General features: G+C 56.4%; 24 protein-coding genes. 14 read left to right on the forward strand and 10 right to left on the reverse strand.

The window, feature by feature from the left end; all coding sequences use genetic code 11:
- Window positions 1-5: 5 nt before the first annotated feature.
- On the reverse strand, window positions 6-1,349 hold the full coding sequence (gene gdhA, locus AL479_RS19695; RefSeq protein WP_061077296.1) for an NADP-specific glutamate dehydrogenase: 1,344 nt from the start codon (window positions 1,347-1,349) through the stop codon (window positions 6-8).
- 253 nt (window positions 1,350-1,602) lie between these two features.
- On the opposite strand from gdhA, the gene AL479_RS19700 reads away from it, so the two are divergent.
- Window positions 1,603-1,863 (forward strand): YnjH family protein, encoded by a 261-nt coding sequence (locus AL479_RS19700; protein WP_225622859.1) that lies wholly within the window; start codon window positions 1,603-1,605, stop codon window positions 1,861-1,863.
- Here AL479_RS19700 and AL479_RS19705 read toward each other — a convergent pair.
- The gene (locus AL479_RS19705) at window positions 1,823-2,236 is read right to left on the reverse strand and encodes a pyrimidine (deoxy)nucleoside triphosphate diphosphatase (protein ID WP_061077298.1); all 414 of its coding nucleotides are present in this window, start codon (window positions 2,234-2,236) and stop codon (window positions 1,823-1,825) included. The genes AL479_RS19700 and AL479_RS19705 overlap by 41 nt on opposite strands.
- Before the next feature lie 78 nt (window positions 2,237-2,314).
- On the opposite strand from AL479_RS19705, the gene AL479_RS19710 reads away from it, so the two are divergent.
- Both AL479_RS19710 and AL479_RS19715 read left to right on the forward strand, forming a co-directional pair.
- Window positions 2,315-2,884: a carboxymuconolactone decarboxylase family protein gene (locus tag AL479_RS19710; RefSeq protein WP_061077299.1), complete on the forward strand. Its 570-nt coding sequence runs from the start codon at window positions 2,315-2,317 to the stop codon at window positions 2,882-2,884.
- On the forward strand, window positions 2,877-3,506 hold the full coding sequence (locus AL479_RS19715; protein ID WP_061077300.1) for a CDP-alcohol phosphatidyltransferase family protein: 630 nt from the start codon (window positions 2,877-2,879) through the stop codon (window positions 3,504-3,506). The genes AL479_RS19710 and AL479_RS19715 overlap by 8 nt, the downstream gene beginning before the upstream one ends.
- A 45-nt stretch (window positions 3,507-3,551) precedes the next feature.
- Here AL479_RS19715 and AL479_RS19720 read toward each other — a convergent pair whose 3' ends face one another.
- The 6 genes from AL479_RS19720 to xthA all read right to left on the reverse strand — a co-directional run bounded on the left by AL479_RS19720 (window position 3,552) and on the right by xthA (window position 9,743).
- Complete coding sequence (locus AL479_RS19720; RefSeq protein WP_061077301.1) at window positions 3,552-4,859, reverse strand: rhodanese-like domain-containing protein; 1,308 nt, start codon at window positions 4,857-4,859, stop codon at window positions 3,552-3,554.
- 87 nt (window positions 4,860-4,946) lie between these two features.
- Window positions 4,947-5,579 carry an ATP-binding cassette domain-containing protein gene (locus AL479_RS19725; RefSeq protein WP_061077302.1) on the reverse strand — a complete coding sequence of 211 codons (633 nt, stop codon included), beginning with the start codon at window positions 5,577-5,579 and terminating at the stop codon, window positions 4,947-4,949.
- Window positions 5,579-7,114, reverse strand: coding sequence for an ABC transporter permease subunit (locus AL479_RS19730; protein ID WP_061077303.1), 1,536 nt, complete (start codon window positions 7,112-7,114; stop codon window positions 5,579-5,581). The genes AL479_RS19725 and AL479_RS19730 overlap by 1 nt, the downstream gene beginning before the upstream one ends.
- Window positions 7,087-8,250, reverse strand: coding sequence for an ABC transporter substrate-binding protein (locus AL479_RS19735; protein WP_061077304.1), 1,164 nt, complete (start codon window positions 8,248-8,250; stop codon window positions 7,087-7,089). Before AL479_RS19735 ends, AL479_RS19730 begins: the two co-directional genes overlap by 28 nt.
- A 2-nt stretch (window positions 8,251-8,252) precedes the next feature.
- Window positions 8,253-8,927 (reverse strand): TVP38/TMEM64 family protein, encoded by a 675-nt coding sequence (locus AL479_RS19740; protein WP_061077305.1) that lies wholly within the window; start codon window positions 8,925-8,927, stop codon window positions 8,253-8,255.
- Window positions 8,928-8,936: 9 nt separating this feature from the next.
- Window positions 8,937-9,743: an exodeoxyribonuclease III gene (gene xthA / locus AL479_RS19745; RefSeq protein ID WP_061077306.1), complete on the reverse strand. Its 807-nt coding sequence runs from the start codon at window positions 9,741-9,743 to the stop codon at window positions 8,937-8,939.
- A 445-nt stretch (window positions 9,744-10,188) separates the two neighbouring features.
- Here xthA and astC point away from each other — a divergent pair, with 445 nt between their 5' ends.
- The 7 genes from astC to ves all read left to right on the forward strand — a co-directional run bounded on the left by astC (window position 10,189) and on the right by ves (window position 17,789).
- Window positions 10,189-11,409 (forward strand): aspartate aminotransferase family protein, encoded by a 1,221-nt coding sequence (astC, locus tag AL479_RS19750; RefSeq protein WP_061077307.1) that lies wholly within the window; start codon window positions 10,189-10,191, stop codon window positions 11,407-11,409.
- Entirely contained in the window at window positions 11,406-12,440 is a 1,035-nt protein-coding gene (gene astA / locus AL479_RS19755; protein WP_061077308.1) for an arginine N-succinyltransferase, read from the forward strand. The genes astC and astA overlap by 4 nt, the downstream gene beginning before the upstream one ends.
- Entirely contained in the window at window positions 12,437-13,915 is a 1,479-nt protein-coding gene (astD, locus tag AL479_RS19760; RefSeq protein WP_061077309.1) for a succinylglutamate-semialdehyde dehydrogenase, read from the forward strand. Before astA ends, astD begins: the two co-directional genes overlap by 4 nt.
- On the forward strand, window positions 13,912-15,255 hold the full coding sequence (astB, locus tag AL479_RS19765) for an N-succinylarginine dihydrolase (RefSeq protein ID WP_061077310.1): 1,344 nt from the start codon (window positions 13,912-13,914) through the stop codon (window positions 15,253-15,255). The genes astD and astB overlap by 4 nt, the downstream gene beginning before the upstream one ends.
- Window positions 15,248-16,216, forward strand: a complete 969-nt coding sequence (gene astE / locus AL479_RS19770; RefSeq protein ID WP_061077311.1) for a succinylglutamate desuccinylase — start codon at window positions 15,248-15,250, stop codon at window positions 16,214-16,216. Before astB ends, astE begins: the two co-directional genes overlap by 8 nt.
- Window positions 16,217-16,560: 344 nt before the next feature.
- On the forward strand, window positions 16,561-17,046 hold the full coding sequence (spy, locus tag AL479_RS19775; protein ID WP_061077312.1) for an ATP-independent periplasmic protein-refolding chaperone Spy: 486 nt from the start codon (window positions 16,561-16,563) through the stop codon (window positions 17,044-17,046).
- A gap of 167 nt (window positions 17,047-17,213) precedes the next feature.
- Window positions 17,214-17,789, forward strand: a complete 576-nt coding sequence (gene ves / locus AL479_RS19780; protein ID WP_061077313.1) for an environmental stress-induced protein Ves — start codon at window positions 17,214-17,216, stop codon at window positions 17,787-17,789.
- Here ves and cho read toward each other — a convergent pair.
- A complete protein-coding gene (cho, locus tag AL479_RS19785; RefSeq protein ID WP_061078025.1) occupies window positions 17,749-18,633 on the reverse strand; it encodes an excinuclease Cho in 885 nt (294 codons plus the stop codon). The genes ves and cho overlap by 41 nt on opposite strands.
- Window positions 18,634-18,753: 120 nt before the next feature.
- On the reverse strand, window positions 18,754-19,581 hold the full coding sequence (gene nadE, locus AL479_RS19790; protein ID WP_061077314.1) for an ammonia-dependent NAD(+) synthetase: 828 nt from the start codon (window positions 19,579-19,581) through the stop codon (window positions 18,754-18,756).
- Window positions 19,582-19,800: 219 nt separating this feature from the next.
- Between nadE and osmE the strand changes: the two genes are divergently transcribed.
- The 4 genes from osmE to chbA all read left to right on the forward strand — a co-directional run bounded on the left by osmE (window position 19,801) and on the right by chbA (window position 22,600).
- Window positions 19,801-20,145, forward strand: a complete 345-nt coding sequence (gene osmE / locus AL479_RS19795) for an osmotically-inducible lipoprotein OsmE (protein ID WP_043000893.1) — start codon at window positions 19,801-19,803, stop codon at window positions 20,143-20,145.
- Window positions 20,146-20,439: 294 nt separating this feature from the next.
- On the forward strand, window positions 20,440-20,760 hold the full coding sequence (gene chbB, locus AL479_RS19800) for a PTS N,N'-diacetylchitobiose transporter subunit IIB (RefSeq protein ID WP_061077315.1): 321 nt from the start codon (window positions 20,440-20,442) through the stop codon (window positions 20,758-20,760).
- Between the two features lie 81 nt (window positions 20,761-20,841).
- Window positions 20,842-22,200: a PTS N,N'-diacetylchitobiose transporter subunit IIC gene (gene chbC / locus AL479_RS19805; protein ID WP_044265468.1), complete on the forward strand. Its 1,359-nt coding sequence runs from the start codon at window positions 20,842-20,844 to the stop codon at window positions 22,198-22,200.
- Between the two features lie 52 nt (window positions 22,201-22,252).
- The gene (gene chbA / locus AL479_RS19810) at window positions 22,253-22,600 is read left to right on the forward strand and encodes a PTS N,N'-diacetylchitobiose transporter subunit IIA (RefSeq protein ID WP_061077316.1); all 348 of its coding nucleotides are present in this window, start codon (window positions 22,253-22,255) and stop codon (window positions 22,598-22,600) included.
- The last annotated feature ends 2 nt before the right edge of the window (window positions 22,601-22,602 follow it).

The following is a 22,602-nucleotide window of genomic DNA, read 5'->3' on the forward strand; positions in this document are numbered from 1 at the left end:
GGGGCTTAAATCACACCCTGACCAAACATGGCGTCGGCAATCTTCACGAAGGCGGAGATGTTCGCCCCACGGACATAGTTGGTCTGCTTGCTTTCACCGCCGTACTCGACGCAGGCATGGTGAATATCAAGCATGATGTGGTGCAGACGGGCATCCACTTTCTCCGCCTTCCAGCTCAGACGCGCCGCGTTCTGTGCCATTTCCAGACCGGAGGTGGCAACGCCACCGGCGTTCGCCGCTTTGCCCGGTGCAAACAGCACACCGGCTTCAAGGAACAGATCGGTCGCTTCGATGGTGGTTGGCATGTTTGCCCCTTCCGCCACCGCTTTCACGCCGTTGGCGATAAGCTGACGGGCAGCGTCGACATCGAGTTCGTTCTGCGTGGCGCACGGCAGAGCGATATCGACCGGCACTGACCACGGTTGTTTGCCTTCCAGATAGGTCAGGCCAAACTCACGGGCATAGTCCGCCACGCGACCGTCACGGCTGGCTTTGATTTCGCACAGACGCGCCAGTTTCTCTTTCGTAAAGCCGCTCTCATCCACGACGGTGCCGCTGGAGTCGGAGGCCGTCACCACGCGAGCGCCAAATTCCATTGCTTTTTCAATAGCAAACTGCGCCACGTTGCCGGAGCCGGAAACCGCCACGCGCATTCCTTCAAAGCCGAGACCATGACGTTTGAGCATCGCTTCAGTGAAGTAGACCAGGCCGTAGCCTGTTGCTTCCGGACGGATCAGACTGCCGCCAAAGGAGAGCCCTTTGCCGGTAAACACACAGGCGCTGTTATTGGAGAGCTTACGCATCATCCCGGCCATAAAGCCCACTTCACGACCACCCACGCCGATATCACCGGCAGGAACGTCAGTATCCGGACCCAAATGACGGTATAGCTCCGTCATCAGCGCCTGGCAGAAACGCATCACTTCGCCTTCACTTTTGCCTTTCGGATCAAAATCGCTACCGCCTTTACCACCGCCCATCGGCAGGGTAGTCAGTGCGTTTTTAAAGGTTTGCTCAAAGCCGAGGAACTTCAGGATCGACAGGTTAACGGAAGGGTGGAAGCGCATCCCGCCTTTGTACGGGCCAATCGCCGAGTTGAACTGTACGCGCCAGGCGCGGTTAACCTGGACCTGATTACGGTCGTCCAGCCACACGACGCGGAACTGAATCACACGCTCAGGCTCAACCAACCGTTCCAGCAACGACATTTCACGATAACGCGGATTTTGCTCAATGAACGGCCACAGGGTAGTCATGACTTCGCGGACGGCTTGCGCGAACTCGGTTTGATTCGGGTCGCGCTTTTGTACATGGTTGAGGAATGATTCCAGAGAGCGTGTCTGATCCATAGATATAAAAACCTCTTATATTTTAATGTGGTTGTAATTATGTTGTTTGTATTAAGTGCGTTTGCAGATTTTGACTATACCACCAGGAATGTGACGGATAGCAAGAAAAAAATGCCGGTGCCAGGCAAATTAATAACCAGACGGCTGTCATAACGAAAAACGATGACAGAAGAGAGTAAAGTTTCCCGCGCGGGTTACCGTTATACTGAGAACAGTCCCGAAATAGTAAGGAAACCCTATGCGTTTTATCGCGATGACGGCAGCGCTGATGACACTCTCTTTATCCACCTTGGCGAATCAAAGCATTCGCCCGGATGTTCAGGTGAACGTGCCGCCGGAGGTCTTCAGTTCCGGCGGACAGCGCGCGCAGCCCTGTAATCAGTGCTGCATTTATCAGGATCAGAATTATTCAGAAGGGGCGGTGATTAAAGCCGATGGCGTGTTGCTGCAGTGCCAGCGCGACGAGAAAACGCTCAGCACGAATCCGCTGGTCTGGCGTCGCGTAAAATCATAAAGGCGTTAAGCAGCGGAATATCGGCAGGGGCGAGCGGATAGTCCAGCGCGGCGTGCGGCTCGCACCACACCAGTTGCTGATGCTCATGCGCGATCACTTCTCCGCTGAACGCCGGGACATGCCAGGCATGCAGATGAATCATCCGCCCGGAGACTTCACGCTGATGGCTGGCAATATAGCGCCCCACCGTGGCCTCAATTCCCAGTTCTTCGCGCAGTTCGCGGACCAGCGCCTGCGGCTGCGTTTCGCCTGCTTCCACTTTGCCACCGGCAAATTCCCATAAGCCTGCCTGATCCGCCTGCGGCGGGCGCTGGGCGAGCAAAATCTGGCCATCACGTTCAATGATCGCGGCAACAACGTCGAGGGTTTTCATCATATTCGTCAATGTTCAACAGCAGAAAGTGACATACTATCGTCATCTTTGATTGACCTGAAGTCCCAGGAGTCTTCCTTGAACGATCCGCAATCGTGGGTAACGCCGCTCACCCGTCTCCCTGCCAGTCTCAACCCTCTCGTGATGTCGCAAAGAAAACACTACGGCGAGGTATTACACCCGACGCGCTGGTGGGGACGGATGCCATTTTTGTTCTGGCTGGTGGCGCTGTTCGTGGGGTTTCTCGAGCGTAAACGTGCGCGTCTGACGCCGGTGATGCGAGCGCTGCTGATGACGCGCGTGTCGCAGGTCTGCCACTGCGCATTCTGCGTGGATGCCAACAGTCTGCGGCTGGCAGAGCGCTGTGGCGCGATGGACAAAGTGCTGGCGGTGGCGGACTGGCAAGCATCGTCGCTTTTTACACCAGAAGAGCGTGTTGCGCTGGCTTATGCTGACGCGGTGACCGCCACGCCGCCGCGGGTAGATGATGCCCTGAAAGCGCAAATAAAGCAGCATTTCAGCGATGACGTTATTAGCGAGATGACCGCGCTGTTGGCTTTCCAGAACCTCTCGGCGCGTTTCAATGCCGCGCTGGATATCCCGTCGCAGGGATTGTGCGACAGTCTCAAAGGAGCGCCGCGTGCTTGACAGACATTTGCATCCACGGCTTAAACCGCTGCTCCACCGCTGCGCAGGCGTACTCGACAGGCCGGGGGTTTCCCCGGACGGCCTGACGTTGGTTGGGTTTGGCCTCGGCGTACTGGCGTTGCCGTTTCTGGCGCTGGGCTGGTATCTGGCGGCGCTGGTGGCGATTGTCCTGAACCGACTGCTGGATGGGCTTGACGGTGCGCTGGCGCGACGTCGGGGGCTTACCGATGCGGGCGGCTTTCTTGATATCGCGCTCGATTTTCTGTTTTACGCGCTGGTGCCGTTCGGCTTCATTCTGGCCGACCCGCAGCAGAACGCGCTGGCAGGGAGCTGGCTGTTGTTTGCGTTTATCGGCACCGGCAGCAGTTTTCTCGCCTTTGCCGCGCTGGCCGCGAAGCACAATATCGACAACCCTGGCTACGCGCATAAATCGTTTTATTATCTCGGTGGATTGACCGAGGGAACGGAAACCATCGCACTCTTTGTGCTCGGCTGCCTTTTCCCGGCGTATTTTGCCGTTCTGGCATGGGTCTTCGGCGCGCTGTGCTGGATGACGACGTTGACCCGCGTCTGGAGTGGTTATCTGACGCTGAAAGGGTTACAGGGGAAAAATGAGGGATGAACGCCGGATAGCGGTAAAGCGCTTACACTACCATCCGGCAATCCATTACAGACTGCTGTCCGGGCCACGTTCGCCTGTGGACACCGGGTTTTTCGGATCTTTGCTCCACTCGTACCAACCGCCGTCATAAACCGCGACGTTTTTCCAGCCCATCGCCCGGGCGTACATAAACGTCTCTGACGCGCGCCAGCCGGTGCCACAGTAAAAGGCGACCTGCTGATCCGGCAGAATGTGCCACTGCTTCCACATGCTGGCGATGTCATCCGCGCTGCGCATGGTGCCGTCCGGGTTATGGAAATCTTCCATATGCGTCGAATCGCTGCCGGCATGTCCCCAGCGCGCCCCGGCAATTTCACCTTTTGGCTTGATATAGCTGTAGCCGCTGGTGGTGCCGATAAATTCCGGCCAGGAGCGAATGCTGACCAGCGAAGCATCCTGACGGTGCAACAGTCCGCGCGCTTGCGCCATATCAAGCATCAGCTGTGGTTGCGCCGGAATGGTCACGCCAAAATCGGGCTCCGGTTTCACTTTCGCCGGCGTGCCGCGCTCGACCGGCAACCCCGCGTCGGACCAGGTCTGCCAGCCGCCGTCGAGCAGACGAACGTCTTTCACTCCAGCATACAGCATGATCTGCGCCACCCGCGCGGCCGCGTAAACATCGCGACCGTACAGGATCACCGTTGTGTCGTGACGGATACCGTGTTTCGCCAGCATCGCCTGCAGACTGGCGTCAGAGACCTTGTTCCACAGCGGTTTGCTTTCCACCTCGTTGGTGTCAATGTAATCCGCGCCAGGAATATGGCTGAGCAGATAAAACTTCGGCGCCCCCCAGGCCGCTTCGATGATTTTCCAGTCACCGGCAGGTTTCGCGGTCACCTCTTTACCCTGCTGCAGGTCATGCAGCCATTGCGGATAAACCAGTTGCTCGAAATGCGGCAGTCGTTGCAGGCGGGCCGGATCCTGCAGCGCGTCGCTCAGCGTGACAACCTGTTGCAGCCCGGCTTTTTGCAGTCGGTCTTTCACCGCCTGCACGTCGCTGTCGTTACCGTACAGTGCGACCGGAGCGTCGGCTTTCAACTGATGCTGTTGGATCCAGGCGTTGAGCTGCTCGTCACTCATGTTGTCGAGCCAGCGGGCAGAGAGGTTCAGGGCGGAAGGTTCATGTCCGGAAGGGCCATTTAACGACTGCGGCCAGCCATTGTAGAACGCGCCTGGACGGGTATCGATTGCCGTACCCTGTTTTTGCGCCAGTTGTGTGAAGTTGAGCGCCTGCGCCATATCAGCAGCCCAGGAGGAAGCGCAAGCGAGCCCTAAAGCCAGTGCCAGCGCGGTCATTTGAGAAACACGTTTCATCGAATTGCCCGACGTTGAGATAAGAAGGCGCCATTCTGTGCTCGCTGAAGGTGAAAAACTTTGCGTTAACGCAGTATGTCAGCAGTTTCACGACGCGGACGATAACGACAACACGTGACCGCCCGGCGGAACATCCTGCGCGTCATGGGTGACCTGAACAACGGGAATGTCCAGCCGACGCACTTCGTCAAAGACCCACTGACGAAAGTCTGCCCGACGGTCAGCATCAAGACGGCTGAACGGTTCATCCAGCAGCAACGCTTTGGGCTGCGCCAGCAGGGCGCGAAGCAATGCAACCCGTGCGCGCTGACCGCCGGATAGCGTGGCGGGATCGCGAGAAGACAATCCCGCCATGCCCGCGCGTTCAAGCGCGTGCTGAACCGCATCCTGCCGAGCCACGCCTTTCAAACTGGCTGGAAGCGCTAACAGCAGGTTTTGTCCCACCGTAAAGTGATCAAATAGCAGGGCATCCTGAAATAAAATACCGATCTGCCGACGGGCGGTGGGGAGCCTATCCAGACGCTGTTCGTCCAGCCACAGTTCACCGTCAGCATGCAGCGGCGGCGTCAGCGCGCCCACCATCCAGGAGAGCAATGAAGACTTACCGCAGCCGGAGGGACCCATTAATGTGACAATGTCACCTTTTGCCACCTCGAAGGTTAACGGGCCAAATAGCGGGGTCTGGTGAAGAAACAGGGAAAGATGGCGAACGGTGAGCATTAGCGCAATCCTTGTCGGCAGTGGCCGACCCATGATGAGAGCCCGGCCATTAGTGTGAACACGACTAGCGGTAACAGCAACTGCCAGAGCGCCTGCGCGGCCAGGATACCGGTACTGCCGCCACTGCTGAGGGCGACCGCTTCCGTCGTCAGCGTCGGGAAACGGCCTGCGCCCAGCCACAGGGTCGGCATATACTGCGCGATGCTGACGGAGAAACCGACCGCCAGCGTCACCAGTACCGGACGCAAAATCTGCGGACATTTTATGGTGCAAAAGATTTTCAACGGTGACCAGCCCAGCGTCCGGGCAATCAGTAGCAGACGCGGGTCGATGCGCTGCCAGGCCGGTTTCAGGACAAACAACATCCACGGCACCACCCACAGCAGATGTCCCCAGATGAGCGTAGCAAGCTGACCGTCCAGTTCAAGGTGTAATGCCAGCGCATATTGGCCCATCACCAGCGGCAGCGCCGGAAGAAGGATTGGCAGCCAGACCCACCGGTGTCCGCGCTGCGGTCCCCATTCCAGCCATAGCAGCAAAATGACCAGCCCCAGCGCGCTGGCGGCCAGTCCGATCGCTACGCTGTGGGTTAATGCGTCGAGATTGAGCGCCGATTGCTGCGCAAGAAAGGCCAGTAATATCGTACAGAGCACGCCCGCGGTGGGCAGCGACAATGACAGCGTTTTTCCCGTTACGGGCGAAACGCGGCGTTGACGTACGCCACTGACGTCAGGGAGCGTGCGTCGCCAGCCGCGCCAGAGCAGATAACCCGCGAGCGCAAAGAGGGCGAGCAGCGCCAGCAAGAGCAGGCTTGCCAGCGCGCCTTTGATCTGCTGTTCGCTGTCTCCCTGACTAAGCCATTGCCACGAGAGGACCGCCAGCGTTGGCGGATTGCCGGGGCCGAGGATAATGGCAACATCCACCGCCGAAATGGTCCATGCCACCACGGCCAGCATCACGGCTCCCAGTGCGGGGGCGATAGTGGGTAAGATCAACCAGCAGAGCGTCTGCCGGCGGTTGTAGCCCAGTGAATCCAGGACGATGACCTGCTGAGCGAGCCGTTTCTCACTCAGTAAAATGGATAAAATCCACAGCACGAAAGCGCTCTCTTTCACCGCCAGCGTCGCGCCCAGCCCGATGCCGTAGCGATCAATCGCAGGAGAGAGAAACGGCAGGGCGCGCCAGAGCAGTCCGCCTTCAGCGAAAAGCAGCAGCGCGGCGCTGGCAAACGCGACATGGGGAATGGCCAGCAACCATGGCAGGCGGGTACTCAACCGTCGCCAGCGTATGCCGGGCCAGAGCGTCACTACAATCGTTAACGCAATAAACAGCGCGCCAGCGGCGGCGATGAATACCGAAACCACGGTCGCCAGCAATGCCTGCGGTAACTGCGGATCGGCAAAAAGTGCCTGCCAGTTCGCCAGTGACAGCGCGGGCGCGATCAGCAACACGCTGGCAGGCAGTATTGGCGCATAAATCGCGGCCATGCCCAGCCAGGCGAGAAGCATTAGCGCGAGCCGTAGCGGCGCAGCCATTCTTGCTCCAGTGCGTTAACCCAGGCCGCATGAGGCTCAGGCAGGACGGCGGGCAGCCCGTCCGGAATGCGTGCTGCCAGCGCAGCCTGTTGTGCTGCGGGGAGTTTTTTCGCATCCAGCACCGATGGATCGCCCCAGACTGTCGGATCGGCCTTACGCAGCTGTGCGTCAGGAGAGAGCAGGAAGTTGGCAACCAGTTTCGCTCCGGCGCTGGCGCGGGCATTGGCCGGAATTGCGACAAAGTGCACGTTGCCAATCATCCCTTCGCTAAACCCAAAGCTGTAGCTGTGTTTTGGCAATTCACCGCTGGTGACCTTTTGCTGAGCGTGCGCCGGGTTGAAGGTCAATGACAGGCGCAATGTCCCGCTCTTGAGCAATGCGTCCATCCGCGCCGGAGACGGCGGGAAATCCTTCCCTTCTCGCCACAGACTCGGATGCAAAGCATCGAGATAGCGCCACAGCGGCGCGGTCACACCGGCAAAGGTGGTGGCGTCCGGCGCGACGGTGAGCGCATGTGGATTGTCAGTCAGCGAGATTAATAACTGTTCCAGAAATGCCGTGCCGGTAAAGTCCGGCGGTCGCGGGTAACTGACGGTGCCTGGATGCGCCCGGGCAAATGCTAACAGCGCCTGCGGACTCTGCGGGGGCTGTGGCGTTACGTCGCGATCCGCGATAAACGTCAACTGCGCGCCACCCCACGGTGACTCAGCCCCGTCAGTGGGAATCGAGAAATCTTCACGTACCGGCTTTTGCGTATCAACATAGCGCCAGTTGGGCAGCGTTTCCGCCCACTGGGTTTGCAACAATCCTGCCTCTTTCAGGGTGCGGAAGTTTTCGCCGTTGACCCACAGCAGGTCGACAGAACCGCCGGTGTTCCGTCCGGCGGCGGCTTCCGTCTGGATGCGCTTCACGGCATCAGCGGCATCGGCGAGACGCACGATTTTAAGAGTGACTGCATAGTGGGTTTTCATCTCGCCACTGACCCAGTCAAGATACTGGTTAACGGCGGTGTCTCCGCCCCAGGCGTTGAACCAGACGGTCTGGCCTCGGGCCTCATTCTGGATCTGCTGCCAGCGTTGTTCGGCGTGTCCCTGAGCGGTCAGCAACAGGCTCGCAAGTAGTAATCCCCAGCGCATAATTACTCCTGAAAAAAACGTGTGACCAGCCAACGGGAGGCCAGCGGTAATAACCCCAACAGGGCAAAAGCGGCCAGCATCGCGGGAGAAATAATGTCACGTATTGATGTTAACTGGCTTAACTGGCGTCCGGCATTCAGATAAACCACGGTGGCAGGCAACATCCCCAACTGGCTGACCCACCAGTAACGGCGCACGCCAACGGCGGTGAGACCTGCAAGCAGGTTGACGACAACGAATGGAAACAATGGCATCAGGCGTAGCGCAAAGAGATAAAAGGCGCCGTCCCGTGCCATTCCGTGATTCACCGTGGCCATATGCCGGGAAAACCGCCGTGACACCCAGTCACGCAGCAGGTAACGACTGGTGAGCATGGCGAACGTGGCGCCCAGCGTTGAGGCAAAAGAGACCAGCAGCGTGCCTTGCCAGAGGCCAAACAGCGCACCGCCGAGCAGCGTCAGCAGCGCCGCGCCAGGAATCGACAGCGCCGCGACGGCGGTATAGAGCAGAAAATAGAGGCTTGCACTGAGGAAAGGGGACTGGCGCTGCCAGTCCGCCAGCAGTGAATGATTGTGCTTAAGCGTCTCCAGCGTGAGCAGGCCGGGGGGCAACGCCCAGAGCACCCCGACGAGACAGAGGATCAGTACGCCCGTTACCCCCAATTTTCTGGCGTTCACGGTTGTGCATCAGACCTTAAATTTTGCCCATATCGGCGCATGGTCAGACGGTTTTTCCATGCTGCGAATTTCATAGTCGATACCGGTTTCCACACAACGCTCCGCCAGCGGCTGGCTTGCCAGCAGCAGATCGATACGCAGACCGCGGTTATCATCAAATCCCTTCGAACGGTAATCAAACCACGAGAATTTGTCGGTGGTTTCCGGGTGCGCGTGGCGGAAGGTGTCAACCAGGCCCCAGCCCAGCAGGCGGTCCATCCACTCACGCTCTTCCGGCAGGAACGAACATTTACCTGTCCGCAGCCAGCGCTTGCGGTTCTCTTCGCCAATGCCGATATCCCGATCGGACGGACTGATATTCATATCCCCCATGATCAGCACCGGGTTGTCGCACTTCAGTTGGTTGTCGAGATAGTTTTGTAAGTTCTGATAAAACTGCGCTTTGGCCGGGAATTTAATCGGATGGTCGCGGCTTTCACCCTGCGGGAAGTAGCCGTTGATCACCGTCAGATTGCCCAGCGGAGAAGGGATTTCCGCCATGATGATGCGGCGCTGAGCCTCTTCGCCATCATCGGGAAAACCCCGGCGCACGGCGATGGGCGTCTCTTTGGTCAGCAGCGCCACGCCATAGTGACCTTTCTGCCCGTGGTAGAAAACGTTGTAGCCGAGTTTTGCGACATCTTCGAGCGGGAACATGTCGTCGTGAACTTTTGTCTCCTGCAGGCCAATGACATCGGGTTGGTGTTTTTCGACGATGGCTGCCAGTTGATGAGGTCTGGCGCGCAGGCCGTTGATATTAAAAGAGACAAATTTCATAGTCGCTGCCATTTTGCTGGATGAATAGTGCATGGATGGTAGCAGAATTTCCGCAGACTGACTGCCCATAATGGTGAGATTCCGACAATGGGTGCGAATGGTGTTAACAATGGGGCAATGTCTGCCCTGTTTTAGGGCGGATTGCGTCAGAATGGCGCAGTAATTTCCTGTAAATTTCGTAGATGATCACATTTCCAGAATTATATTTGGCCTGTGCATAATATTGCGGTTTTTCCTCTATTTACTCCTCTTTCACGCAAACATATTCACTTTCTATGCACATATAGTGAATATCGCTGGGTTATAACTCATTGATTTTCCGTTGTAGTCAGCCGTTTATGCATTTTTTTCGCTGGCTGGCACGAAGACTGCAATCTACATTTACAGCGCAAACACTACTATTTATTAACATATAAATAACTATTTATTTACCGATGAGGTCGCTATGTCTCAGTCAATTACGCGTGAAAATTTTGATGAATGGATGATGCCCGTTTATGCACCGGCGCCTTTTATTCCGGTACGTGGCGAAGGTTCACGCTTGTGGGATCAGCAGGGTAAAGAGTATATCGACTTCGCGGGAGGTATAGCGGTCAACGCGCTGGGACACGCGCATCCGGAACTGCGTGAAGCGCTGAATGTGCAGGCGAGCAAATTCTGGCATACCGGCAATGGCTATACCAACGAGCCGGCGCTACGACTGGCGAAAAAGCTCATCGACGCCACCTTTGCCGATCGCATCTTCTTCTGCAACTCCGGGGCTGAGGCCAACGAGGCGGCGCTGAAACTGGCGCGCAAATATGCGCACGACCACCACGGCAGCAATAAGAGCGGCATTGTCGCGTTCAAGAACGCCTTTCACGGTCGTACGTTGTTCACGGTCAGCGCCGGAGGACAACCGGCCTATTCGCAAGATTTCGCGCCGCTGCCGCCGGATATCCGCCACGCCGTCTACAACGACATTAACTCTGCCAGCACGCTGATTGACGATACCACCTGCGCCGTCATCGTCGAACCGATGCAAGGGGAAGGTGGTGTTGTGCCTGCAACCCAGGCCTTCCTGCAAGGGCTGCGCGAGTTGTGCGATCGACATAATGCGTTGCTGATTTTTGATGAAGTGCAGACCGGCGTGGGTCGCACCGGTGAACTGTACGCCTACATGCACTATGGCGTGACGCCGGATTTGCTGACTACCGCCAAAGCGCTGGGCGGCGGGTTCCCGATTGGCGCGCTGTTGGCCAGTGAAAAATGCGCCAGCGTGATGACCGTCGGGACTCACGGCACAACCTATGGCGGTAATCCGCTGGCGACCGCCGTCGCCGGGAAATTACTCGATATCATCAATACGCCTGCGATGCTGAACGGGGTGAAACAGCGCCATGACTGGTTTGTGGAGCGTCTGAACGCCATTAACCTGCACACCGGGCTGTTCAGTGAAATTCGTGGCCTGGGACTGTTGATTGGCTGCGTGCTGAACGATTCGTTCGCCGGTAAAGCCAAACAGATTTCCCAGGAAGCGGCGAAAGCGGGCGTAATGGTGCTGATTGCCGGGGGCAACGTGGTGCGTTTTGCACCGGCGTTGAACGTCACGCAGGAAGAGGTCGCCAGCGGTCTCGACCGTTTTGCGCTGGCCTGCGAACAGATTAAAGCCGGAGGTTCATCATGATGGTGATCCGCCCCATTGAGCACGCCGATATTAGCGCGCTGATGCAACTGGCCAGTAAAACCGGCGGCGGGCTGACCTCGCTGCCGGCCAATGAAGCCACGCTGGCGGCGCGTATTGATCGCTCCCTGAAAACCTGGCGGGGCGAATTGCCGAAAAGTGAACAAGGCTATGTTTTTGTGCTGGAGGATCTGGAAACCGGCACCGTGGCGGGGATTTGCGCGATTGAAGTCGCTGTGGGGCTTAACGACCCCTGGTACAACTATCGCGTAGGGACGCTGGTGCATGCTTCAAAAGAGCTGAACGTCTATAACGCGCTGCCGACGCTGTTTCTCAGTAACGATCACACCGGCAGCAGTGAGTTGTGCACGCTGTTCCTCGATCCCGACTGGCGTAAAGAGGGCAACGGTTATTTGCTGTCGAAATCGCGCTTCATGTTTATGGCCGCGTTTCGCGACCGCTTTAATGAAAAAGTGGTCGCGGAAATGCGCGGCGTGATCGACGAGCACGGCTATTCCCCGTTCTGGCAAAGCCTGGGGAAACGCTTTTTCTCGATGGAGTTTACGCGAGCTGACTTTCTCTGCGGCACCGGGCAGAAAGCGTTTATCGCCGAACTGATGCCAAAGCATCCGATTTATACCCACTTCCTCTCTGACGAGGCGCAGGCAGTCATTGGCGAAGTGCACCCGCAGACGGCCCCGGCGCGCGCGGTGCTGGAGAAAGAAGGGTTCCGCTATCGCAATTACATCGACATTTTCGACGGCGGGCCGACGCTGGAGTGTGATATCGACCGGGTACGGGCGATCCGCAAAAGTCGGCTGATAGAGGTCGTCGAAGGGCAGCCCGCAACCGGTGATTTCCCGGCCTGCCTGGTGGCGAATGAAAACTACCACCACTTCCGCGTCATGCTGGTGCGCGCCGATCCGAATACACAGCGCTTGGTACTGACCGCCGCACAGCTGGATGCCCTGAAATGTCACGCAGGCGATCGGGTTCGTTTTGTCCGTCTCTGCGCAGAGGAGAAAACGGTATGACTTTATGGATTAACGGTGACTGGGTGACCGGTCAGGGTGAACGTCGGGTGAAAAAGGATCCTGTGCAGGGCAACGTGCTCTGGGAAGGCCACGATGCCGATGCCGCGCAGGTGATGCAGGCCGCTCGCGCTGCCCGCAACGCGTTTCCGGCCTGGGCCAGACGTCCCTTCAGCGAACGGCAGGCGATTGTGGAAAAATTCGCCGGGTTGCTGGAGAGTAATAAAGCGGATCTGACCGCCATTATCGCCCGTGAAACCGGCAAGCCACGCTGGGAAGCGGCGACGGAAGTGACGGCGATGATCAACAAAATCGCAATTTCCATCAATGCCTATCACGCCCGCACCGGCGAGCAGCAAAGTGAGTTGCCTGACGGCGCGGCGACGCTTCGTCACCGTCCGCATGGCGTGCTGGCGGTATTTGGCCCCTATAACTTTCCGGGACATCTGCCGAACGGGCACATTGTGCCGGCACTGCTGGCGGGCAACACTTTACTCTTTAAGCCCAGCGAACTGACGCCGTGGACCGGAGAAGCGGTGATTCGACTCTGGGAACAGGCCGGTCTGCCGCATGGCGTGCTGAATCTGTTACAGGGTGGTCGGGAAACGGGACAGGCGCTGAGTGCGCTGGACGCCCTCGACGGACTGCTGTTTACCGGCAGTGCGAATACGGGCTATCAGCTGCATCGCCAGCTTGCCGGACAACCGGAAAAAATCCTTGCCCTCGAAATGGGCGGCAACAATCCGCTGATTATTGAGGATCCGGCGGATATCGATGCGGCGGTGCACCTGACTATTCAGTCCGCGTTTGTGACGGCGGGGCAGCGCTGTACCTGCGCACGTCGCCTGCTGGTGAAAAAAGGCGCGCAGGGGGACGCGTTTCTCGCCCGGCTGGTGGACGTCAGCCAGCGTATCCAGCCAGGCCGCTGGGACGATGAGCCGCAACCGTTTATCGGCGGTTTGATCTCCGAACAGGCGGCGCGTCATGTGTTTGACGCCTGGCAACAGCTTGCATCACTCGGCGGACAGACCCTGCTGGCTCCGCGCTTGTTACAGGCCGGTACCTCGCTGCTATCACCCGGCATTATTGAATTGACGGGCGTGGCGAATCTGCCCGATGAAGAGGTCTTCGGTCCGCTGCTTGGCGTCTGGCGCTATGAGCGCTTCGACGAGGCGATCGCCATGGCCAATAACACCCGCTTTGGTCTGTCCTGTGGACTGGTTTCGCCCGATCGCGCGCAGTTCGACCAGTTATTGTTGGAAGCGCGCGCGGGGATCGTCAACTGGAACAAGCCGCTCACCGGTGCCGCCAGTACCGCGCCATTTGGCGGCGTGGGCGCTTCCGGAAACCATCGCGCCAGCGCGTGGTATGCCGCCGATTATTGCGCCTGGCCGATGGCCAGTCTGGAATCCCCGGCGCTGACGCTGCCAGCCACGCTGAGTCCCGGCCTCGATTTTTCGCGTGAGGAGCCCGTATGAAAGCACGTGAGGTCAATTTCGATGGGCTGGTAGGGTTGACACACCATTATGCCGGGCTGTCGTTCGGCAACGAGGCGTCCACCCGGCATCGTCATCAGGTTTCAAACCCCCGTCTGGCGGCGAAGCAGGGGCTGCTTAAAATGAAGGCGCTGGCGGATGCGGGATATCCGCAGGCGGTGATCCCGCCGCACGAGCGGCCGTTTATTCCTGCATTACGCCAGTTGGGGTTTAGTGGTAGCGATGAACAGGTGATTGAGAAAGTGGCGCGTCAGGCGCCGCACTGGCTCTCCAGCGTCAGCTCCGCGTCGCCGATGTGGGTGGCAAATGCCGCGACGGTGGCGCCGTCGGCGGATACGCTGGATGGTAAAGTGCACCTGACGGTTGCGAACCTCAATAATAAATTCCACCGTTCACTCGAAGCGCCCACCACGGAGGCGTTGCTGCGGGCGATCTTCCGCGATGAACGTTATTTCGCCGTGCATTCCGCGCTGCCGCAGGTAGCGATGCTCGGTGATGAAGGGGCGGCTAACCATAATCGCCTCGGCGGTGAGTATGGCGAGCCGGGGACGCAGCTTTTTGTCTACGGGCGCGAAGAGGGCGGCAATACGCGACCTTCCCGCTATCCTGCACGTCAAACCCGTGAAGCCAGCGAGGCGGTAGCTCGCCTGAATCAGGTGAATCCACAGCAATGTATTTTTGCTCAGCAGCACCCGGAGGTCATTGACCTTGGTGTGTTTCACAACGATGTGATTGCGGTCTCGAACCGGGAAGTGCTGTTCTGTCATGAACAGTCCTTTGCGAGACAGAATGAGGTCATGAATCAACTGCGCGCCCGGGTGCCCGGTTTTACTCCTGTTGTGGTGCCAGCGGCTGACGTGTCGGTGCCCGATGCGGTCGCGACGTATCTGTTTAACAGTCAACTGTTGAGCCGCGATGACGGTTCGATGATGCTGGTCCTGCCACAGGAGTGTCGCGAACATGCGGGCGTGTGGCGCTATCTGACGAACCTGCTGGAAGCCGAGAATCCGATCCGCGACATGCGGGTGTTTGACCTGCGCGAGAGCATGTCAAACGGCGGTGGGCCTGCCTGCCTGCGGCTGCGAGTGGTGTTGACCGTAGAAGAAAGCCAGGCGGTCAATCCGGCGGTAATGATGAATGACGCTCTGTTTACTTCGCTCAACGATTGGGTGGATCGCTACTATCGCGACCGCCTGACCGCCGCGGATCTCGCCGACCCGCAACTGCTGCGGGAAGGGCGCGAAGCGTTGGATTCACTGACTCAACTGTTGCAGCTTGGCTCTGTCTATCCGTTCCAGCAATCGGGAGACGGGCATGGATGATTTCCTTGCCGCCACGCTGGCGGGGACGATGCCGAAGGTCCGTGAAGGTGAAGGGGCGGGCTTTCGCTGGCGCTGGGTAGACGCCGGTATTCTCGAACTCACCCCCGTCACGGTGACCGACCGCGCGCTGGTGATCTCCGCCGGTATTCATGGCAACGAAACCGCGCCGGTAGAGATGCTCAATGCGCTGCTGCTGGCGCTGTCAAAAGGGGAGATAACGCTACGCTGGCGGCTGTTGGTGATCCTCGGCAACCCGCAGGCGCTGGCTGCCGGGAAGCGCTATTGCCACAGCGATATGAACCGGATGTTTGGCGGGCGCTGGCAACAGTTTAGCGAAAGCGGCGAGACGCAGCGTGCACGTCAACTGGAACACTGTCTGGAAGATTTTTATGCGGCGGGCACGGAGTCGGTGCGCTGGCATCTCGATCTACATACCGCCATTCGGGGTTCGTACCATTTGCGCTTCGGCGTGTTGCCACAGCGTCCCATCCCCTGGGATGAGACGTTTCTTGGCTGGCTGGGTGCCGCGGGACTGGAAGCGCTGGTGTTTCATCAAACGCCGGGAGGCACGTTTACTCACTTTAGTGCTCAACACTTCGGCGCGCTCGCCTGTACGCTGGAGCTTGGCAAAGCCTTGCCATTCGGTCACAACGATCTCCGCCAGTTTGCTCCGACGTCTGCCGCGCTGACCTGTTTACTGTCGGGGCAGATTGACCAGGCTGATGGCACGCCGCCAGTCCGCTATCGGGTGGCGTCGCAGATCACCCGGCGCAGCGACGCGTTTGTGCTGCACATGGACAGCCAGACGCTCAACTTCACGCCCTTTACCGCCGGCACGCTGCTGGCGGAAGAGGGCGACGAGCGTTTTGTCGTCACCCATGACGTGGAATACGTTCTTTTTCCCAACCCTGGCGTGGCGCCGGGATTACGTGCGGGCCTGATGCTGGAGAAATTGCGCTGACTTATTTCCCGCAGGCGAAGGCCTGTGGGTTTTAATTTATCGTGCGCCAGGAAATTAATCCGGATTATTCCTGGAGAACGGCTTTATTTATCATCAGCGCTCAGGTATAGTTCTTCATATTCCCTGCAAAATCATGCTGTTGTCATTTTTCCTTTCAACTCTTCGCAATAATTTCTTTTTTTCTCCACAATTGGCGAAAAAATGTTTTTTACACTTTCATTGTTTTACCGATGCTCTGACTAATTGACGATTAAGTCGGTAAAGTTAATCTCGTCAACACGGCGCTGTACTTCTTCGGAGGTGACAAGAAAGCCGTAAAATAACTGAAAGGAAGGATAAAGATTATGCGTAAATTAACTGCACTGTTTGTTGCCTCTGGGCTGGCGCTGGGCGCTGCAAACCTGGCTCATGCGGCGGATACCACCACCGCGGCACCGGCAGACGCCAAACCGATGATGCAGCATAAAGGCAAATTCGGCCCACATCATGACATGATGTTTAAAGACCTGAATCTGACCGATGCTCAGAAACAACAGATCCGCGACATCATGAAGGATCAGCGTGACCAGATGAAGCGTCCGCCGGTTGAAGAACGCCGCGCAATGCACGACATCATTGCCAGCGATACCTTCGATAAAGCGAAAGCCGAAGCGCAGATTACGAAGATGGAAGAACAGCGCAAAGCTAGCATGCTGGCACACATGGAAACGCAGAATAAGATCTACAACATTCTGACCCCGGAACAGAAAAAACAGTTTAATGCCAATTTTGAGAAGCGTCTGACAGAACGTCCGGCGCGTGACGGTAAAATGCCTGTACCTGCTGAGTAATCGCTGAGCAGACCTATTCGAAGACCGCCGGTCTTGTCCATCCTCTCCACTGAGGCGATGGGCAGGATCGGCGGTTTTTTCTTTTTCAGGCCCTAAGGAAAATCATCATGGCTGCCGATAACGACGTTGTGCTTTATTATGCCGCATGATGTTTATCAGGAGCGATGATGGAATACTTTGATATCCGCAAGATGCCGGTCAATCTCTGGCGCAACGGTGCCGGTGAAACGCGTGAAATTTGCTGTTTTCCACCGGCGACCCGCGATTTTCACTGGCGTGCCAGCATTGCTTCTATCGCCGGTAATGGCGAATTTTCGCTCTTTCCCGGTATCGAACGGGTGATCACCCTGCTGGAAGGCAGCGAAGTGACGCTGGAAAGTCAGGGGGCGTTCAGCCATACCCTTAAGCAGCATCAGCCGTTTACCTTTGCCGGGGAGCGCGTGGTGAAGGCCAGACTGACGGAAGGGCAGATGTCGATGGATTTTAATATCATGACCCGGCGTGACTCCTGCCAGGCGAAAGTGCGGGTGGCCGATCGTACCTTTACCACCTTTGGCTCGCGCGGCGGCGTGGTGTTTGTCATCAGCGGTGCCTGGCAACTGGGCGATAAACTGCTGACTGCCGATCAGGGCGCCTGCTGGCACGATGGCAAACATACGCTACGGCTGTTGAAAACCGAGGGGAAACTGTTATTCAGTGAGATCACCTGGCTGCAGGGACATTCCCCGGATTCAGTTCAATAATTTCACAGGCTCCGGAAACGAGCGGCTTACAGAGAATTTTGTAACCGTCATGATCAAAACCGGCTGGCGTTTGTATCAGGGTTGCCGCATCCTCCAGCGTATCAACCGCCCCCAGCCACAGCCAGTTGTTAATGACGTGGTACTGCGTCATTTGCGCACGACTCTCTTTGAGCGCAATGGCGTTTTTCCACGGCCAGCAGATAACGCGCAGTTTTTCCAGCGATGCCTGTAAACGGGCATCGTGCTCCTGTGGATGCTCTTTATTACAGCAGACGCCAGCGCAGCGTTTTAGCGCAGAGCGAAAGCAGGCACGGCCACGGCTCAGGGGTTCAAGCCCCAGCCGCCCGTAACACAATTTTTGTTCGTCAGCGAGTGACTGTAAGGCGGCAAGCGCGGCGCGGCGGTTAGCAAAAAGACCGAACAGATCCGGAGCGTGGGAGAAATCAACGTCGCGCGAATAGACGACGTCCACTTTTCCATCCCTGAGCGTTAGCGCGCAGAGCTGGCGGTTGCGGCGCAGACGTTTATTAAAGAGCGGCTGTTGCTCTTTAATCAGCCGAGCCTCGAGTAATAGCGCGCCAATTTCACCGGCGGTACCGATCCAGGAGATACGCCGGGACTGGCGCAGCATGGCGGCTTCCTCCGGCGTGCGTAAATGCGACAGCACCCGACTGCGGATATTGACACTTTTACCAATGTAAAGCGGCAGGGTGTCGCTTTCGCTGTGAAAAAGATAAACACCGGGCACGGCCGGGAGCGAATCCAGGAAAGGACGCAGATGTTCAGGATATTCGTAAACTGCTGTTTCAGGCTCAAGACGAGGAACTGATTGACGCCGTACCACGGTTAACTCCGGATGCTGGTTATTCATCCAGTATAGCAGCGTCAGTATGATTAAAAAAGAGATGGCGTGGGCCACTGTGGCGCGGGAGCCGGATGGCAACGCCATCCGGCCAGTCCATTCTTACTGTTTCCAGAAGTCATCAAACACGGTAATCGGCGGACGGCGTTTATGCTCTGTCTTCAGATACCAGCCTTCAATGATTTTCGCGATGGCGGCATCCACCGTTTTTCCTTCCAGATAGTCATCAATGTTCTCATAGGTTACGCCCAGCGCGGCTTCATCCGGCAGAGAAGGGCGATCGTCTTCGAGATCGGCGGTAGGCGCTTTCTTATAAAGGTGTTCCGGGCAACCTAATGCCGCCAGCAGCTGTTTTCCCTGGCGCTTGTTGAGGCGAAACAGCGGGTTAACATCCGTACCACCGTCACCGTATTTGGTGAAGAAACCGGTGATGGCTTCCGCCGCATGATCGGTACCCACTACCACGCCGCTGGTCATGCCCGCGATACTGTACTGTGCTTTCATACGTTCCCGGGCTTTTTCATTGCCACGAACGAAATCGCTTAGTTCAATGCCGGCTTCACGCAGGGCCTGTTCGCTCGCCAGTACCGCTCCTTTGATATTGACGGTCAGCACGCGGTCCGGCTGGATAAAGTCGATGGCGTCCTGACAATCCTGCTCATCAGCCTGAACGCCATAAGGCAGGCGAACGGCGATAAACTGCAGCGCGTCGTTACCGGTCTCAGCACGCAATTCGCTAATGGCGGTCTGGCAAAGTTTGCCTGCCAGCGTCGAGTCTTGTCCTCCACTGATGCCCAGCACCAGACTTTTCAGGAAGGGATAACGTTGCAGATATGCCTTCAGAAAATCCACGCTGCGGCGAATTTCCTCTTCTGGATTAATGTGCGGTTTTGCGCCAAGCGCTTTGATGATCTCGTGTTGCAGAGTCATTTACCCCCTCCCCAATGTATAAAGAATAAAATCAGACTGTGATAAAGCTAACCCTTTGCTGTGCAAACGACAAGAGAACGCAGGCTGAGTGGCGCTTAAAACGACATCCTGCCGTCTGAACGGAATCTGGCAAAATATTCGCGTGCTAAGTGTTCGCTTGAAAAATGTCAAAATGTATTCCAGGCTTATATAACACGCTGATAAACAAGAGGACGGAAAATGAACAGGACTATTGCAGGAATTTTCAGTGCAGCAGCAGTATTAACGATGCTGGCAGGGTGTACGGCGTATGACCGTACCAAAGACCAATTTGTCCAGCCTGTGGTCAAAGATGTGAAAAAAGGCATGAGCCGTGCGCAGGTTGCACAGATTGCCGGGAAACCGTCGTCTGAGGTGAGCATGATCCACGCTCGCGGTACCTGCCAGACCTACATCCTGGGTCAACGTGATGGTAAAGCAGAAACCTATTTCGTGGCGCTGGATGATACCGGTCATGTTATCAACTCAGGCTACCAGAGCTGCGCTGAGTATGATACCGACCCACAGGCAGCGAAGTCACAATAACTGTCTATTGCCTGTACAGCTCAACGAACCGGCCACTGGCCGGTTTTTTTGTAACGAAGATGATCTTATTTATTGATGCGAATTATTTACCCGAAGTGTGAAGGGGGTCATAACGCCAGGTCAATGAGAGACAATTTAGTTGGTCAAGGAAATACCATCAGCAGGTGCGATGCCGTATACTCATTTCAGACACAGAAATAAGTTTTCGGTTACGCAGGTTGTCCAGAGCATAGATGCAGGTTGAGACTTGCGGCGTGTCTGGTTGACAGATAATCGCACATGAGGAAGGTCTGAATGGAAAAGAAACACATTTATCTGTTTTGCTCTGCGGGTATGTCTACCTCTTTGTTAGTGTCAAAGATGCGTGCGCAGGCGGAAAAGTATGACGTCCCGGTTATTATTGAAGCATACCCGGAGACCCTTGCCGGAGAAAAAGGACCGAATGCCGACGTTGTATTATTAGGTCCACAAATTGGTTATATGTTGCCCGAAATTCAGCGTTTGTTACCGAACAAACCTGTAGAAGTGATTGACTCGCTGCTGTATGGCAAAGTCGATGGTTTAGGCGTGCTTAAGGCTGCGGTTGCAGCAATTAAAAAAGCCGCTGCAAATTAATATTTTAAATTTTCCCGTCAAAGAGTTATTTCATTTACATATACCGCAATAATTAATTGCGGTCTTTAAGGGTATTTTTCTATGAGTAACGTCATTGCTTCACTTGAAAAGGTACTCCTTCCTTTTGCTGTCAAAATAGGAAAGCAGCCACACGTTAATGCAATCAAAAACGGTTTTATTCGTTTAATGCCATTAACCCTCGCGGGGGCTATGTTTGTATTAATCAATAACGTTTTCCTGAGCTTTGGGGAGGGGTCGTTTTTTTATTCCCTCGGTATTCGGCTGGATGCGTCAACCATTGAAAACCTCAATAGTCTGAAAGGCATCGGCGGAAACGTCTATAACGGTACGCTGGGTATTATGTCTCTGATGGCGCCATTCTTTATCGGTATGGCGCTGGCGGAAGAGCGCAAAGTCGACGCCCTGGCGGCCGGCCTGTTATCGGTTGCGGCCTTTATGACCGTCACGCCTTACAGCGTGGGCGAAGCCTATGCGGTTGGGGCGAACTGGTTGGGCGGTGCGAATATCATTTCCGGTATTATTATCGGTCTGGTGGTCGCGGAAATGTTTACCTTTATTGTCCATCGCAACTGGGTCATTAAATTACCCGATAGCGTACCGGCATCCGTCTCCCGTTCATTCTCCGCATTGATTCCGGGCTTTATTATCCTTTCCATTATGGGGATCATCGCCTGGGCGCTGACGACGTGGGGAACTAACTTCCACCAGATCATTATGGACACCATCTCTACACCGCTGGCTTCGCTGGGCAGTGTGGTTGGTTGGGCGTACGTGCTCTTTGTTCCGCTGCTGTGGTTCTTCGGTATCCACGGTTCCCTGGCGCTGACGGCGCTCGACAGCGGTATCATGACGCCATGGGCGCTGGAAAACATCGCTATCTATCAGCAGTACGGTTCAGTGGATGCCGCGCTGGCCGCCGGTAAGACGTTCCACGTCTGGGCGAAGCCGATGCTCGACTCCTTTATCTTCCTCGGCGGCAGCGGTGCCACGCTGGGTCTGATCCTTGCCATCTTTATCGCCTCTCGCCGTGCGGATTATCGTCAGGTGGCGAAACTGGCTCTGCCATCAGGTATCTTCCAGATTAACGAACCGATTCTGTTTGGTCTGCCGATCATCATGAACCCGGTAATGTTCATCCCGTTCATTCTGGTACAGCCGATTCTGGCTGCGATTACGCTGATAGCGTATTACCTGGGTATTATCCCACCCATTACTAACATTGCGCCGTGGACCATGCCAACCGGGCTGGGGGCGTTCTTTAACACCAACGGGAGCGTTGCGGCTCTGCTGGTCGCCTTGTTCAACTTAGGGATTGCGACGCTGATTTACCTGCCGTTCGTGGTGGTTGCGAACAAAGCGCAAAACGCAATCGACAAGGAAGAGAGCGAAGAAGATATCGCTAACGCACTGAAATTTTAAGTTTAACCCGGCATGTGGCGACGCATGCCGGGCCGTCAAAGAGGAATGATTTATGATGGATCTCGAGAATATTACTGATACCCAGACCGAAGCCGAAGAGCTCGAAGAAGTGGTGATGGGGCTTATCATCAACTCCGGACAGGCGCGCAGCTTGGCCTACGCGGCCTTAAAACAGGCGAAGCAGGGCGACTTCGACGCCGCGAAAACGATGATGGAGCAGTCGCGCATGGCGCTAAACGAAGCGCATCTGGTGCAGACGAAACTGATTGAAGGCGATCAGGGCGAAGGTAAAATGAAAGTCAGTCTGGTTCTGGTTCACGCACAGGATCACCTGATGACGTCAATGCTGGCACGCGAGCTGGTGACAGAGTTGATTGAGCTTCACGAGAAGTTGAAATAGTA

Origin of the sequence: Citrobacter amalonaticus (assembly GCF_001559075.2) — a bacterium.
Lineage (GTDB): Bacteria > Pseudomonadota > Gammaproteobacteria > Enterobacterales > Enterobacteriaceae > Citrobacter_A > Citrobacter_A amalonaticus_F.